Annotated in this window: 18 protein-coding genes; 8 read left to right on the forward strand and 10 right to left on the reverse strand. The window is 53.1% G+C overall.

All coding sequences use genetic code 11. The annotated features are described in order from the left end of the window. Positions 1-720 (reverse strand): TerC family protein, encoded by a 720-nt coding sequence (locus tag SynBIOSU31_RS07150; RefSeq protein ID WP_186488751.1) that lies wholly within the window; start codon positions 718-720, stop codon positions 1-3. A 37-nt stretch (positions 721-757) separates the two neighbouring features. On the opposite strand from SynBIOSU31_RS07150, the gene SynBIOSU31_RS07155 reads away from it, so the two are divergent. Then, the gene (locus tag SynBIOSU31_RS07155) at positions 758-1,558 is read left to right on the forward strand and encodes a hypothetical protein (RefSeq protein ID WP_186488754.1); all 801 of its coding nucleotides are present in this window, start codon (positions 758-760) and stop codon (positions 1,556-1,558) included. Positions 1,559-1,627: 69 nt separating this feature from the next. On the opposite strand, the gene SynBIOSU31_RS07160 is transcribed toward SynBIOSU31_RS07155, so the two are convergent. Together SynBIOSU31_RS07160 and SynBIOSU31_RS07165 are read right to left on the reverse strand one after the other, a co-directional pair. Further along, positions 1,628-1,948: an MgPME-cyclase complex family protein gene (locus SynBIOSU31_RS07160; RefSeq protein WP_186488768.1), complete on the reverse strand. Its 321-nt coding sequence runs from the start codon at positions 1,946-1,948 to the stop codon at positions 1,628-1,630. Continuing rightward, positions 1,948-2,694 (reverse strand): pyridoxine 5'-phosphate synthase, encoded by a 747-nt coding sequence (locus tag SynBIOSU31_RS07165; protein ID WP_186488771.1) that lies wholly within the window; start codon positions 2,692-2,694, stop codon positions 1,948-1,950. Before SynBIOSU31_RS07165 ends, SynBIOSU31_RS07160 begins: the two co-directional genes overlap by 1 nt. 205 nt (positions 2,695-2,899) lie before the next feature. Here SynBIOSU31_RS07165 and SynBIOSU31_RS07170 point away from each other — a divergent pair, with 205 nt between their 5' ends. Genes SynBIOSU31_RS07170 through grxD form a run of 4 tightly spaced genes read left to right on the forward strand, consistent with a single transcriptional unit; the run spans position 2,900 to position 4,718 of the window. Beyond that, positions 2,900-3,523, forward strand: coding sequence for a lysophospholipid acyltransferase family protein (locus tag SynBIOSU31_RS07170; RefSeq protein WP_186488774.1), 624 nt, complete (start codon positions 2,900-2,902; stop codon positions 3,521-3,523). A 25-nt stretch (positions 3,524-3,548) separates the two neighbouring features. Further along, complete coding sequence (locus tag SynBIOSU31_RS07175; RefSeq protein ID WP_186488783.1) at positions 3,549-4,076, forward strand: hypothetical protein; 528 nt, start codon at positions 3,549-3,551, stop codon at positions 4,074-4,076. A gap of 57 nt (positions 4,077-4,133) precedes the next feature. Then, positions 4,134-4,367 (forward strand): BolA family protein, encoded by a 234-nt coding sequence (locus SynBIOSU31_RS07180; RefSeq protein ID WP_186492909.1) that lies wholly within the window; start codon positions 4,134-4,136, stop codon positions 4,365-4,367. Between the two features lie 27 nt (positions 4,368-4,394). Continuing rightward, on the forward strand, positions 4,395-4,718 hold the full coding sequence (gene grxD / locus SynBIOSU31_RS07185; RefSeq protein ID WP_186488786.1) for a Grx4 family monothiol glutaredoxin: 324 nt from the start codon (positions 4,395-4,397) through the stop codon (positions 4,716-4,718). On the opposite strand, the gene SynBIOSU31_RS07190 is transcribed toward grxD, so the two are convergent. After that, positions 4,719-5,585 (reverse strand): alpha/beta fold hydrolase, encoded by an 867-nt coding sequence (locus tag SynBIOSU31_RS07190; RefSeq protein ID WP_186488789.1) that lies wholly within the window; start codon positions 5,583-5,585, stop codon positions 4,719-4,721. It abuts the gene before it with no gap. 12 nt (positions 5,586-5,597) lie between these two features. Beyond that, entirely contained in the window at positions 5,598-5,867 is a 270-nt protein-coding gene (locus SynBIOSU31_RS07195) for a DUF6761 family protein (protein WP_186488792.1), read from the reverse strand. 77 nt (positions 5,868-5,944) lie between these two features. Here SynBIOSU31_RS07195 and SynBIOSU31_RS07200 point away from each other — a divergent pair, with 77 nt between their 5' ends. Further along, the gene (locus tag SynBIOSU31_RS07200) at positions 5,945-6,709 is read left to right on the forward strand and encodes a response regulator transcription factor (RefSeq protein WP_370593607.1); all 765 of its coding nucleotides are present in this window, start codon (positions 5,945-5,947) and stop codon (positions 6,707-6,709) included. Here SynBIOSU31_RS07200 and SynBIOSU31_RS07205 read toward each other — a convergent pair. Together SynBIOSU31_RS07205 and SynBIOSU31_RS07210 are read right to left on the reverse strand one after the other, a co-directional pair. Beyond that, complete coding sequence (locus SynBIOSU31_RS07205; protein ID WP_186488794.1) at positions 6,684-7,244, reverse strand: hypothetical protein; 561 nt, start codon at positions 7,242-7,244, stop codon at positions 6,684-6,686. The genes SynBIOSU31_RS07200 and SynBIOSU31_RS07205 overlap by 26 nt on opposite strands. A gap of 3 nt (positions 7,245-7,247) precedes the next feature. Next, positions 7,248-7,532 carry a hypothetical protein gene (locus SynBIOSU31_RS07210; RefSeq protein ID WP_186488796.1) on the reverse strand — a complete coding sequence of 95 codons (285 nt, stop codon included), beginning with the start codon at positions 7,530-7,532 and terminating at the stop codon, positions 7,248-7,250. 394 nt (positions 7,533-7,926) lie between these two features. On the opposite strand from SynBIOSU31_RS07210, the gene SynBIOSU31_RS07215 reads away from it, so the two are divergent. Then, on the forward strand, positions 7,927-9,321 hold the full coding sequence (locus SynBIOSU31_RS07215; protein ID WP_186488798.1) for a glutamate decarboxylase: 1,395 nt from the start codon (positions 7,927-7,929) through the stop codon (positions 9,319-9,321). Positions 9,322-9,638: 317 nt separating this feature from the next. Further along, positions 9,639-10,607, forward strand: coding sequence for a carbon-nitrogen hydrolase family protein (locus SynBIOSU31_RS07220; protein WP_186488800.1), 969 nt, complete (start codon positions 9,639-9,641; stop codon positions 10,605-10,607). Positions 10,608-10,731: 124 nt separating this feature from the next. Here the strand turns inward: SynBIOSU31_RS07220 and crtH are convergent, their stop codons facing one another. From crtH to trmFO, 3 genes are read right to left on the reverse strand one after another with little or no spacing between them, the layout of a single operon-like run. After that, positions 10,732-12,282, reverse strand: coding sequence for a carotenoid isomerase (gene crtH / locus SynBIOSU31_RS07225; protein ID WP_255477158.1), 1,551 nt, complete (start codon positions 12,280-12,282; stop codon positions 10,732-10,734). Positions 12,283-12,310: 28 nt separating this feature from the next. Further along, entirely contained in the window at positions 12,311-13,264 is a 954-nt protein-coding gene (locus SynBIOSU31_RS07230; protein ID WP_186488801.1) for a cation transporter, read from the reverse strand. After that, positions 13,245-14,621 carry an FADH(2)-oxidizing methylenetetrahydrofolate--tRNA-(uracil(54)-C(5))-methyltransferase TrmFO gene (trmFO, locus tag SynBIOSU31_RS07235; RefSeq protein WP_186488803.1) on the reverse strand — a complete coding sequence of 459 codons (1,377 nt, stop codon included), beginning with the start codon at positions 14,619-14,621 and terminating at the stop codon, positions 13,245-13,247. Before trmFO ends, SynBIOSU31_RS07230 begins: the two co-directional genes overlap by 20 nt. Positions 14,622-14,674 lie beyond the last annotated feature (53 nt).

Here is a 14,674-nt window from a genome sequence, read left to right on the forward strand (position 1 = left end):
TCAAGACTCCTTTGCTGCTGGCGATTCGCGGAGTGAGAACCCCCAAATCATCAATCCAACAACTGCAACAAGAGTGACCAGTTCAGATGGATGCAAGGTCGGTAGAGCCATCATCGCCAGCAGTTTGAGACCAACAAAACCGACCGCAAGGAAACCTGCTGTTTCCAGTCGCGGATAAATCTGCAGCCACCGAATGAAAAGTCCTGAGGTGAAACGCAAAGCAACCACTCCGATCAGCGCACCCGTTAACACCAGAAGCAACTGATCACTGATGGCAACCGCTGCAGCCACACTGTCGATTGAAAAGGCAAGGTCGGTAATGGCCAGAGTGAGCACCGTTCGACCGAAACGAATCGACTTAGACGCTGTTTCAACGGGTTGCTTATCGGCCTGCTCAGCAGAGGTATTCCAGTGGCTTAGGCAGAGCCAGACCAGGTAGCCACCTGCAATCAGCTGGATAGGCGGGAAAGCCAGAACATATTGCGCCATCAGGATGAGACCCACGCGCAAACCGAACGCCATCACAATGCCGAGATTCAACGCGCGGCGCTCAAGTTGGGGATCACGCTGTTCTCGCGCAATGGCTGCCAATGCAATTGCGTTGTCAGCCGAAAGAAGTAGCTCGAGAGTGACAAGTACCGGCAACAACGGCAACAGTTCACCCAGCTGGTCAACGCCGTCCAACCAGGCAGTGAGTGACGACAGTGCAGCTGTATCCATTTCTACAGCCTAGAAATAGAACACATTGAACAGTGGAATGCGAACCCACTCCCAGCTCTGCCATGTGAGTTCTGATCGATGCGTTGTACTCGTTGAGGCCTACGAGGGAAGCACTCCACTCGGCAGTGCTCTCGGTGAGGGACGCACCGCATCAGAGGCCGAGGATCAGGCTCTGCTCCGACTTCACGCAAGGTTCAACTCCTTCAACCTCAGCGAAGCTGAGGAGACAATGAACACGTCTGCTGAGGCAGGTATTGAGAGCTTGGACCAGGCTGGGGGCGTAAGGCCTACGCAGTTGATTAGGCGAATCACGCCTCCTGAAGTCACTGCATCTGAGGAACCCAAGCAGACCGCTCAGCCCCTGCAGACATTGCCAGTTCCCCCTGGCAATGTTTCTGAAAGCATGGACAAGGGGCCTGATCCTGAACCACCCAGCGAATCTCCCGTCGATCCCGAGGATTGGAGTGAGGAGCTCACCGCCATTGATCTCGAACTTCAGAGGGTCGGATGGGACCGCGACAGTGAGAAGATCTATCTCGAACGTGCATTTGGCCATGCCAGCCGCCATCGGCTCACTCGCTTCAGTGACCTTGTGGCATACCTCAAGCGTCTTCGTGATCTTGCGGCAGGAAGTGACCCACAGCACGCAGAGATTCCTTTACGACGATCCGATTTAGTCGCACAGGGCGACGAAATTCTCAAACGCTTGCAATGGAGTCAGCAACAGGCCAAGGACTTCCTGAATCAGCACCTTGAAGTCAGTTCACGCCAACAACTCAGCGACGAGCAACTTTTGAATTTCAACATAATGCTTGAGGAGAAACTTCTAGCTTCTTAAGTTCAAGATCCTAAAAGAATGATTAAACAATAGACTCATCACTTTTTATGACAAATTGAATCAATAAATTTAATCAGACGTTGCGATTGCGTCAGGGATATCAACACTTGGTGCCTCAAATCGACCATCTAGAACAAACTCAAGGCGCAATTTCATGAACGTAATGAAATTCGAGTCAGTTGAGACCACGGCTGCTGCAGGCTGGGGGAGCTGCTCACGGATCGTCCTCATCTCCGCTGCGTTGAGAAAGGCCGGTTGACGCACCAGCCAGAAATCCACTTCCTTGCCGTGTTCTTTGTAATGACGCCGTCTTTCCTTGAGAACTTCTTCCAAGGGCTCCTCTTCTGTGAGGAAGCGATTGCTGGCTGCAACGAAGTAATAAGTGGTCATCAACTTTGACTAGCGAACAAGGTCTCACGGCGTGGATTCTGAACCAGGGAGCGCATCTCGCTGACAGCAGTTTTCAAACCCACTGCCACTGCTCTGGCCACAATGGTGTGTCCAATATTCAACTCCTCCATTCCCTCAATCGCAGCAACTGGTTCCACATTCTGGTATGTGAGTCCGTGGCCAGCGTTAACGCGTAGACCGATAGAGCGGGAAAAAGCAGTGGCCTCCGTCAAGCGAGCGAGTTCACGGGGCTGTTCAGTCCAAGCGGCTACCGCATAAGCGCCAGTGTGCAGTTCAACCCAGCGGGCTCCGGAATCCCGACTAGCCCTCAGCTGTAACGGATCCGGATCCACGAAAAGGCTTACCGGAACCCCTGCATCGTGAAGCCGTTTCACCATTCCTTTCAGTTGCGGAAGCTGTCCTGCTATGTCCAGGCCCCCCTCAGTGGTGACTTCTTCGCGCCGTTCAGGCACCAACGTGACCATGTCTGGCCTCACACGCATCGCGATTTCGACCATCTCATCAGTGGCAGCCATTTCCAGATTCAACCTGCTGCGAACGGTCTGCCTGAGGAGATCGACGTCGCGGTCCTGGATATGCCGACGGTCTTCACGCAGATGCACTGTGATGCCATCAGCCCCTCCAAGTTCTGCCAAAAGAGCCATGGTCACGGGATCGGGCTCCAGCGTGCGCCTCGCTTCGCGCACATTGGCGATGTGATCGATATTCACCCCGAGGCTGGCCACGATATGTCGTTGGAAAGGAATGAATCCTATTCAGCATGTGGGCCGATACGGCCGAAGGATCAACTGCCCAGCGAAGTCTGTGGTGTTCGATCTTCCCAGGTAATTTCGCTTCAGTGGGTTTTAGTTCAAGGCGGTGTGCAGCAGCCTGACGACGCGTTCTTCTGCTCTCGACAGGGGGATCGATCCCTTTTGGGCACCTCTTGCCATGGTTCTGACCCAGGACATGGCTCTTCACTACCTTCGTGGCAGAACAGTTCTCGGTTCCGAGAACCTCCCTCAGAACGGTCCCGTTCTGTTGGCTCCAACGCATAGAGCTCGCTGGGATGCCCTAATGATCCCGATGGCTGCAGGCCGGAGGATCACAGGACGTGACTGCCGTTTCATGGTCACTCGAACAGAAATGTCTGGGTTGCAGGGATGGTTTCTGCAACGCCTCGGCTGTTTTGCGATCGACCAAGACAAGCCTTCGCTGACAACCCTGCGATTCGCTCTAGACCTGCTGGAGAGCGGTCAGCAACTGGTGGTCTTTCCTGAGGGACGCATCAAAAGGATTGATGCACCGATTGTCTTGGAACAAGGTTCCGTTCGGCTTGCACAACTCGCCCATCGCCGTGGCATCGATGTGCAGGTTGTTCCTGTTGGTCTTGCCTATGACCCCGCAGTGCCCGGTCCACGCAGTCGCTCAGCAATTTGTTTCGAGAAGCCGTTGATTGTTGACGGTAAGGGCAAGCAAGAAGCCCTTCGTTTTAATCAGCTCCTGGCCAAAGGGATGCATACGGCTGAACAAGCGGCCCGAGAGTCCATCGGACGATCGCTGAATTGCCCTTAAAGTCCGCGCATTCAAGATTGGTTCCATGGGCACCCGCCTTCTTTGCTCAGCGATTGCACTGACTGCCGGCTTGTGCATGACTCCTGCATTGGCTCAGTCCGGACCAGATGCATCCGGCTCGACCACCAAAGTGCTCGCTTCAACTGGATCTGGCTTCAATGTTTCAGCTGTTGAGGCCTTGATTCAACGAGGTGATGCTGCCGTGGCATCAGGAAATCTGGTTCAGGCCAAAAAGGACTACGACAACGCTCGAACCGCGTCCAAGCAACTTCTGGCGTTTTACCGCGATCTCTCCGGATCGTTCAGGGGTCTCGATGCCCGTATTCCGCGTGAAATGGACACCAAAGGTCGGGCTGCACTGGCGCTCCTCGCCCAATCAAATCTGCGTCTTGCGGCGCTCTTCCGTCGTCAAGGTCAGCCCGAAATTGCTGTGCCTGTCTTGGTTGAGGTCGTACGACTGATGACACCAGCCAAGCCAGAAGGACAAAAGGCTTACCAGAGCCTTTTAGAACTCGGTTTCGTGGACACCCCTTACCGCGGTGCTGGTGGGTGATCCAATTCACACGAGACATTCATCTGCCAGCATCACTTGAGTTCAAGCTCTGTTCCAATGGTTCAGCCTGACGCCGTCTCCTCTGCCATCCGACGCGCGATCCCAGATGCTCAGGTGAGCGTCGAAGATCTCACTGGTGGTGGTGATCATCTACAGGTGAGCGTGGTGTCGACTGCTTTCGATGGTCTCAACCGCATCCGTCAACATCAACTGGTTTACCGAGCCTTGAGGGAAGAGCTGGCCTCAGAAGCCATTCACGCCCTCGCTCTGAACACTTCCACACCCACCTGATACGTCTTCTCTCATCGCCTGACTCCCATGGACAGCCAAACCCAATCCCGCATCGAGAGCTTGATCCAGTCAAGCCCGATTTTCGTGTTCATGAAGGGCACCAAGCTGATGCCCCAGTGCGGCTTCTCCAACAATGTTGTCCAGATTCTCAATGCACTTGGCGTGAGCTTTGAGACTTTCGACGTGCTCTCAGATCCTGAGGTACGCCAGGGCATCAAGGAGTTTTCCGAATGGCCCACCATCCCTCAGGTTTATGTGAAAGGAGAATTTATGGGTGGTTCGGACATTCTCATCGAGATGTACAACGACAGCACCCTGAAGGAGAAGCTAGAGATCGCTTTGGCCAGCTGATCAGTCCAGCTGATTCAGAAAATCATTCACAACTGCGATCAACGCCTGATTGCGGTCGACGTAGGTCTTGTGTCCTGCGTCCTTGAGAACTTCCAATCGGGCATGATCACCGATCGCTGATCTTGCATCCTGCATGGTCTCAGGTGTTGCAGTGTCATGTTCTCCGCAGGTGAGCAACGTCGGCGTAGAGAGATCCCGAAAGTTGGGAAACAAGTCAAGGTCGTTGAGCATTCCGTGATGCTCGAATTCACTTGGCCCCCACATCTGTTCGTAGAGCTTGGTGTTCCCACGTTGACGTTCACAACGCAATGCTTTTTGATCTGTATCTCGATCGGAACGGCAAAAGTGTCGACGTTCGAATTCATTCTCCAGATTCACCGATTCCCCAAGCTCGAGTTGGATATTTTTGATCAGTTGATTGCAATCCGCAATCCATCGTTGAGTGGACAGCAGAGGAGAGGAAAGCAATAGGGCTGCTACTCGATCTGGGTGATCAAGGCAGAACTGCGTCATGACTGCACCGCCCCATGAGTGTCCAAAGACGTGGGCACGGGAAATACTGAGCTGATCGAGAATGCAAAGGGGCTCTGTTGCGAAACGCTTCAGTGTCATCTGCTCTTGAAGCAGGTCAGCAGGTGATGCAAATGACCCCAGCTGGTCGTAAAACATTGTTGGTCGTTGGTCCGCCAGGGGGTGCAGAGCGTCATAGAGACCAACACTCGATCCACCTGGACCGCCGTGTGTAACGAGCAGAGGGATCCGTTCAGCAGCTTCGATGCAATGAGGTCGATAACAGCGAAGCTCAATACAACCTCCGTTTACTGAGATCGTTTTGACCGCCTCAAGAGAATGGCGATTGATACCCATGACCCGGGAAGCTCAATACGGATTTGGATGCCTGTACAAAGCGCTCACATCCCCATCAGGACCGATAAAACTGGAAGGATCCAGGATCCAGCGTTCAATCAGAGTCTCCAGTTTGGACAATTCCCTTGGATCAAGATCACCGGTTCTGCGTAGAGCATGTAGGTAGCCATCGGCATAGAGGCGTAACTCAGACGGACCGTGGTAGCGAGATGTCAGTTCCTGACAGGCATCACACAGCGCCTGGAAGTGGCGAATGGCCTCCGGGTGCTGAAGAGATGTCATCTTTAGTGAGGACGGCAGCCCCTGTTACCGGCGTGCCTGAGGAATGGCATTAGCGTAAGACGGCTTTTGGATGCCCTGTGACCTCCTCCTCCCGCGATCTCCTCGCCCATGGAACCGGTCAGGCTCCTGTGCAGCAACTGACTGTTCCCGAAATTCCTTCACGAGAACCCTCACGGATTCTCGTCGTTGAACCACATCCGACACTGCGCACAGTCCTTGTTCAAAGGCTTCGCCAGGACGGACATCTGACTGCAGCTGTGTCATCGTCGCTGGAAGCCATTGAGCTCTGTCAGGAGCAATCTCCTGATTTGCTTGTGAGTGCTGAACTTCTTGAGCAAAGTTCTGCCCTGAGACTTGGTCAACAATTACGTTGTCCGGTGATTGTGCTGACAGCTCGCAGCGGTGCTGAACCTGTTGTGGGTTTGTTGGATGACGGTGCTGATGACGTTCTCCGCAAACCCTTTGGTTTGGAAGAATTGGCCGCCCGCTGTCGCACTCTGCTGAAGCGGGGTCGCAGTGGACTCCAGGAACGTGTTGCTGTTGGGCCCCTTGAGGTGCATCTGCTTCTGCGTCAAGTGACCCTGCGCGAGCAACCTGTTGAACTCAGCCCTCGCGAATTTGCACTGTTGTGTGCGCTGTTGATGCCACCGGGGATGGTGCGTAGCCGACAGGAGCTTCTGAGAATGGCCTGGCCACCGTTCAGTGGTGGACCCCGCTCTGTGGACACACAGGTCTTGACTCTCCGCCGCAAACTTGAACAGGCAGGTCTAGGAGAGGGAGGTGGAATAACCACCGTTCGTCAACAGGGATATCGCTTTAGCCTGGATAACCTTCCGGAATAACAATCAACCCCCATCTGATTCCCATAGCAACTACAGATTCAAGGGTCAGCATGCCAACCGCAAGACCACAAAGAAGCTGATAGGTCCAAGGTGGAGTTAATCGTTGAATTGTGCCGGTTTTCAGACCCGTTCTCTGTTCAAAAATAGATAGAAAACGATCGAACTTTTCGATGCGTTGTGGAAGCAACTGCAGCCCCTGGTTGATGGTGGTGAGGTAATAAACCGTTCCTCCCTGGCTTGTACCAACAGGAACCAACCGTTTGATCTCTTGCCACTGCAACTGCCAGCCACGACGAATCAACCAACTGCACCATGTGGGATGTCCCACACTGATACCTTTTTCATCGACGTTCACCTGCTCGCTGAGCATTGCGAGAACCAGTGCCAATCCAATCGGAGCGGCACTCCAGAGGACCAGCTTCAACTCTGGTGGTGCCATTAGCGGCAATGGCAGAACGAGAGCCAAATAGACACTGATCAGAGTCCACCTGATCAGCGGTGAAAGACAAAACCGCTCCTGTAGCGAGACAGACATCGCTCAGCGATCCTCTGCTGAACCCGGCAGTGGCTCGATCACAGCGTTGGGGCGGTAATTGCCGTCGAATACTTCCTCCTCTCTGCCCTTCCAGAATTCACCCAGACGCATTAAGTCGTCATGGGCCTCCTGAATCGATTTCAGGTAGGTGTCAGGAGTCATCTGGTCGCGCGATTCCCTCAATTTGGAGAGCCGCAACATCTGAAGCATCCAGGGCTTCCCCAGTTCACCGCGTTGTTCGAGGTAGCGAGCAAGTTCTGCAGAACTGGGTTGAGGAGCCTGTGCCATGGAGGTGAAATCAACAGTGTGACCCTAAGAAGTCGAGCAACATTCATGTGAATATCTCCAAACTGAAACCCTCCAGGCGTCCCGACAAGAATCACCCCCGGTTTGATCTATGCGGCTGCAGCCGTTGTGACAGCCCATTGAATACGAAGCGGTGGACACGCCTCGGCAACTGTTCTGACAGTGAAACAGCAGAAAATGGTGTAGTAATACATCCCAGCGAACCTCACAAGTTGTCGTTTTAAAGCTTTGAGAAGGCTCAGTAATTGCCATATGGCATACGTACTTCAGTTCGCCTGAGCTGAAAGGCAATGTCGTCAAAGCGCGGCTCGAGATTATTCCTTTGTTACTGCGGAGTTGCTAACAGTAAGAGTGTTGCCCTGGACATCCATACCGAATGGAGACTTCCCGCTCTGAACTTGATCTCGAAACTAACCTTGGCCACCGCCTCAATCAACGCGCTCAACCCGAGGCTGTGTTGCCTCGGAACCAATTAGCAGAGCATGGCTTACACGCTGATCTGGCTTATCAGCTCATTCACGACCATTTGATGCTGGACGGCAATGCCATGCTCAATTTGGCCACGTTCGTCGGTACCTGGATGGAACCTGAGGCACTGCATCTGATGCGCGAATGTGCCGATAAGAACATGATCGACAAAGACGAATATCCCCAGACCGCCGAACTTGAAAATCGGTGCATCCAGATGTTGGCGCGTCTTTGGAATGCACCGGATCCCGAGGCTGCTGTTGGGACCTCCACCACAGGGTCCAGCGAAGCTTGCATGCTGGGCGGAATGGTGCTCCGTTGGCACTGGCGCCAGCGAAGGACAGCGCAAGGTCTTGATGATCGGCGCCCAAACCTGGTTATGGGCAGCAACACGCAGATCTGTTGGGACAAGTTCTGCGCCTACTTCGACGTTGAAGCACGCATGGTGCCGATTTCGAGAGAACACCTCCAGTTGACAGCTGATGGTGCTGTTGCAGCATGCGATGAGAACACCATTGGGGTAGTTGGCGTACTCGGCAGCACATTTGATGGAAGCTACGAACCCATTGAAGCCATCCAACAAGGGCTTGATCAGCTGCAAAAGCGCACGGGGTTGGACATTCCCATGCACATAGATGGGGCGTCCGGTGCCTTTGTGGCGCCATTCAACTCCCCTGAGCTGCGTTGGGACTTCCGACTGCCCCGCGTTAAGTCAATCAACACCAGCGGCCACAAATACGGTGGCGTCCTTCCCGGCGTTGGATGGGTGTTGTGGCGGGAACAGGCTGATCTACCAGAGGAATTGCGCTTCAACGTCAACTATCTAGGCGGCCAGATGCCAACCATCGGCATGAACTTCTCCCGCCCTGGAGCCCAGGTGGTGGCGCAGTATTTCAACTTTATCCATTTAGGTCATAGTGGCTATTGCCAGCGCATGGCATGTCTTGAAGCCACGGCCTCTTACCTGGCTGATTCGATTGCGGAGATGCCAACAATGAAGTTGTTGAGCCACCCCCGCGGGCAGCTCCCGGTGTTTGCTGTCAGCCTCGAGGATTCGGTTGATAACTGGACGGTGTTCCAGTTGTCAGAACGCTTGAGAGCTCGTGGCTGGCAAGTGCCGGCATACACAATGCCGGCAGCTTGTGAAGATCTCTCAGTGCTGCGCTTTGTGATCCGAGCCGGTTTCACACGTGATATGGCCGATTTGTTGCTGCGGGATCTGAAGAACGCGGTGGATTGGTTCCAACAACTCAGCAGCCCTATGCCTGATCCAAATCCTGAACATCAGCCCTTTCACCATTGATCAAAACATATCAAATTTCTTTTGTTGAATTTGATTGATCAACGTGTGCGCAGACTTTATCGCCATGCCTCTACCACACAAAAGCGATAAACATCCTTTTAATAATTACATAATACATTGACTTCAAAGCATAATTCAACACTAGCGATTGCTTATTAAGACCAAAAATTCTCCGACCCTATTCAAAAAGTATTCTGAATATATTGATTTTTGGACATAGAAATTAATCCAAGACTGCAAGCATCTTCCTGGCTAGGCTGAACTCGAGCGCATTATTCCTTGAACATTCAAGCACACAAGTTTCTGCTGTAATCCTTATGTTTTTTCTGACCCGAATCAAGTCGGAACCTCCAGAGTTTGGCAAGGGCATTCGACTAGCAATTTACCAAAACAATGGTGGTCCGGTTGGCACTCAAGAAGCAATAAGCCATTACCTTTCGACAATGAGCCTGGTGGCTGAGGAGGCCAAGAAATACAATGCTCAAGTTGTTAGTTTTCCTGAGCTTTACCTAACTGGTTATGCAGTATCTCCAGAGGAGGTCTGTTTGCTGGCACAAGAATTGAATGGCAGCCTTTTAAAAGAAGTAGCCCTTATTGCTGAGAGACATCAAATTGCGATAATTTGCCCCTATCCCGAGAAATCCATTATTGATGAGAATACACACTATTTTGACTCGATAGCGCTGTTTAGTCCCGAAGGCACGCTTCTCAAGAACTACCGTAAAACACATTTATGGGGTCCTGATGAGTCAAAGATATATTCACCTGGTCATCAGTTCTGTGATGAGAATGGGCCTTATTCGATTCACGAGATTAATGGATTCAAGGTCGGCCTTCTGAACTGCTATGAAGCCGAATTTGGGGAGCTTTCTCGCCTGATGGCTCTTAAAGGGGCGCAGTTAGTCGTTATTCCTACCGCAGCAGATATATGGACGCTCTTATCAACAGGAGAAAGGACAAAAATGCCATATCCCGATGTTTCTCATAACCTCATTCCAGCTCATGCATATGAAAACACTATGTTTATTTCCTATTGCAATCGTAGCGGTATAGAGACAAGACTGAATAGTGACGGCAAGGAAGTTGAGATTGGCTCATATCTTGGAAATAGCGTAATTGCTGGACCTCACGGAGATATTGTGCTGAGTCCTCGTAACGAAGAAACGTTAATGATCGCAGATTGTGTACCCGGTGATTACGGTCCAACCCACCCAGAAAATACAAATTATTTACGGGACCGTATTCCTAGTTTGTATGCAGGTTTGAGCACGGATGAGGGTGTATGAGACGACATGTCTTATTAAGTCTCTATCCATCGGTTCAATGTCAATTCTTCGCAAAAGCATTTAGTTTATGAGCAGAGCAGACGTTTTCCTTACTATTTCTTTTTTTCGAAAAACAGTCTGCTCATCAACGGGGTAAAGCCCAGGAATTGATCCCAAGATCAGCCCCGATGCGATGGCTGCAGGCATAACCGCTGAACGCAACCGCGTTCAATCCCTGGCCAGGAAAGCAGGAATCTCCAACGCAATAAAGACCGTTTAAACCGGTTCGATTGAACGGCATCGGCAGAAGTCCTGGCAGTCGACCTGCTGGGATCGGCCCATAGGAACCACCCATTCGTCCAAGAAAGCGACGATGAGTACGGGGAGTTCCAACCTCCTGAAGTTCGATGGCCTGTGACAAACCCGGAAGAATGGACTCAAGCCGCTCAATCAGCCGAGAGGCGTCGTGCTGCTTTTTGGCTCTGTAGTCCTTGGGCGTGAGATCGTCCCAGTGCTGAATATCACTCATGGTGAAGGTATGAACGATATGCCGACCCTCGGGAGCCAGGGATGGATCCAGCAGCGTTGGAATTGACACAAAGATCACTCCTTGCTCGGCTTCCAGGTCATTCCAGTCCTCAAGCAGAAGGTGATGGCAGTGGAAGCCGTTGGGGACGACATCAGCTCTAACGCCGAGGTGAACTGAAAGAAACGAACTAGACGGTTGATAGCGACGGCGCCAGGTGGCTTCAGCGGACGGGGTGTGGTCCTCGGTCACCAAAGTGTGATCAGGTGAACCTTCCCCAGCGAATGTGTCCCAGCGAGTGGCGTTGCTCACAATTCGCCTACCTCTGAGCTCTTCACCATCGGAAAGCTCCACGCCAACTGCACGGCCTTGCTCAATCAGCACCTTCTTGACACGGGCTTTGTAGCGGATCGCTCCGCCATGGGCTTGAAGACCTGCCACCAGCTTTTCGGCAATCGTTCCGACACCACCCTTGGGGTAATTGATGCCGCCGGCATGGCGATCAGAGAAGACCATGCCGGCATTGATCATTGGTGTCCGATCAGCTGGCATTACCGACCAGCAGAAACACTCCATGTCGATCAGACGGAGCAACTCCTGATCCCGGATGTGTTTTCGAGCCACATCCCCCACATTGAAAGGGAGCCAGCGAGCCAGTCCCAGGCAGGCAAGAGGTGCTCTGAAAAAAACTTTGGCTAGATAGGCCGGGTCTTCAAGAGAAAGGAGCGGCATGGCATCCAGACAGCGAAAGACCTGCCAACAGGTGTCATAAAAGGCTCTGATTCCTGCAGCCTCGTTGGGGAATCTGGCGCTCATGCGAGTGATGAAACCCTCGTAATCTCGATCCACTGCCATGTTCAGACCATCAGGCAGGTGGTACTCAAGCTGCACCGGATCAGGCACCGTTTCGCAGCGCTGCCCCACATCAGCCAGTGCCCTTGTGAGCAGGTTGGTATGGCCATGCTCGCCGAAACCGAAGATCATCGAGGCACCCACGTCAAAGGTGTATCCCCTGCGCTGGAAGCTGCCACCGGAGCCTCCGGGAATCCGATACTGCTCGAGTACAAGAGTTCTGGCCCCTTTGGCAGCCAGCTGAGATGCGGTGACCAGCCCTCCAATGCCGGAACCGATCACGATCACATCCCAGTCTGGATTTGAGCTCACGGCCACACTTCAGAAATTGCTCGAGCCTTAGACCCTAGGAAACACTGGCGGCTGCAAAGGGTGGAGTTGCGGTCAGAATCACCTCAGTTCGGACAGGGCATGCCAGTAGGGACTGGCATCGTTCTTGGATGCGATCACGGATCAGGTCAATGGCGCCGCCATCCATCGGTTGACTTGGATTCAAATAAACAACAACAAAAGCCGTCCGACCGACCTGATACACCGTGAGATCAAGAAGCCAGCAGGACAGCCCTGCGAGCAGATCTTGAAGGGCGAGGCGGGTGTTGCTGATCACATCGGTTTCCGCTGAGGCACCCGCTGCCTGACCCAGAGCGGTGAGAAAACCTTGCAACGGTTCTCGCAACACCAGAAGACTCACTACCAACACCAGTAGTGAGTCTGTGACAGGAATCAGTCCAGACAGCTTGGTTCCGTTGAGCAGCGGTGCACCAAGCAGAGCCAGTCCGGTTAGACCACTAATCAGACCATCCAATCGAGCAGCCCGAGCTTCGGTGAGCAGGATCTGAGAGTGTCGGCCTGTGCTGCACCAGTCGTGATGATGGCGCCAGGCGAGTCCCCAACATGAGGCCACCATGGCGATGGAATACCAGGCGACCGGACCGAGGCGAACTGAAGTGACGACACTGCCGTAGGCGTAATCAATCACGGTGCTGAGGGCTGAAATTGCAGCAAAAGAGAGCACCCCCATCAACAGCAAAGAACGGAAGAGCACGTACAACGCTTCCTGTCCGTCGTAGCCGTAGGGATAGGCACGATCTGGCGGTCGAACAACGTTGCGACTGATCCTTGCTGCGACCAAGCCAGACCCGACCATCACCGCTGAGTAAAGACCATCCAGGAGGAGCGCATAGGAGCCTGAAATCAAATGAACACAGAGCCCAGCAAGCGCCATCAGTGCGCTGGCATAAACACCGATTTTCAGGGAACGGAGCTCAATTAGGCGGTCTTTAGGCCGGACAGGCGACATCAACAGAGTCCTGCTTCTTTGTTGCTAGCAGCAAATCGTTCAGGGCTCTGTCCCGGTAGGCGCCGTAGCGAAGACGTTTATCTCGGATCTTTTCAGGCAGAACGGGTAACAATCCAAAATTGGGGGGCATCGGCTGAAATTTGCCGGATGGTGCCTCACTGATGAAGTGCGTTAATGCGCCGATCATGCAGGTGGGGGGCAAATCAAAAGTGGGTTGTCCTAAAACAAGACGGGCAGCATTCGTGCCCGCAAGCCAGCCGCCTGCCACTGCAGCTGCATAACCTTCAGTCCCCGTGATCTGACCTGCGGCGAGAAGACGATCACGGCCTCGGAACTGGAGAGTGGGCTGAAGCAGCTCAGGGGCCTTAAGAAAGGTGTTGCGATGCATGACACCGAAACGTACGAATTCAGCCTGTTCAAGACCTGGGATCATGCGCAGAACTCGTTTCTGCTCTCCCCATTTGAGATTCGTCTGAAACCCAACCAGATTCCAGAGACGACCATCTCTGTCCTCTTGCCGAAGCTGAACCACTGCGTGGGCTCGGTTGGCACGTCTCACGTCGCGATCGTTGACATCTCCCCAGCGTGGATCCCAGAGACCAATTGGCTTCAGTGGTCCATAGCGCATGGTGTCTTCACCACGGCGGGCAAGTTCCTCGATCGGTAAGCAACCTTCAAAAAATGTGGCGCTGTCTTTTTCAAACTCCTTGAGCTCAGCCTGCTCAGCAGCGAGAAGAGCTGTCTGAAAATCTAAATACTGCCGCTGGTCCATCGGGCAATTGATGTAATCCGCGTCTCCTTTGTCGTAACGGCTGGCCCGAAAAGCCTTGTCCATATCAATGCTGTCACCATCGACGATTGGACTGGCCGCATCAAAAAAATGACAGTCATCACGGCCTGTGAAGTCACGAAGATCTTTGGCCAGTGAGTCGCTGGTTAGCGGGCCTGTGGCCAGAACAGTGACCTGATCTGCATCAGGAAGAGACATCTGTTCCCGACGTTCAATCGTGACCAAAGGGTGTTGCTCGAGAATTGCAGTTAATGCAGCGCTGTAGCGACCGCGGTCAACAGCCAAAGCGCCACCCGCTGGCACCGCATGAGCATCAGCGGTACGGATCACCAATGATCCGAGACGACGAAGTTCTTCCTGTAGCAAGCCTGCAGCGCGATCACTGCTCAAAGCGCCAAAACTATTGCTGCAAACAAGTTCAGCGAACTCACTGCTGTGGTGGGCAGGAGAACGCCTCAGAGGCCGCATTTCGACCAAGCAAACAGGAACTCCTGCCTGAACAATCTGCCAGGCAGCTTCAGTGCCGGCTAAACCAGCACCAATGACAACGACGGTGCCGATTCCCAAGACTGTGCAATCAACCGACTTCAACCCTATCGATCGAGTCGGAAGAAAGCTTC

This window comes from Synechococcus sp. BIOS-U3-1 (genome assembly GCF_014279975.1).
Lineage (GTDB): Bacteria > Cyanobacteriota > Cyanobacteriia > PCC-6307 > Cyanobiaceae > Synechococcus_C.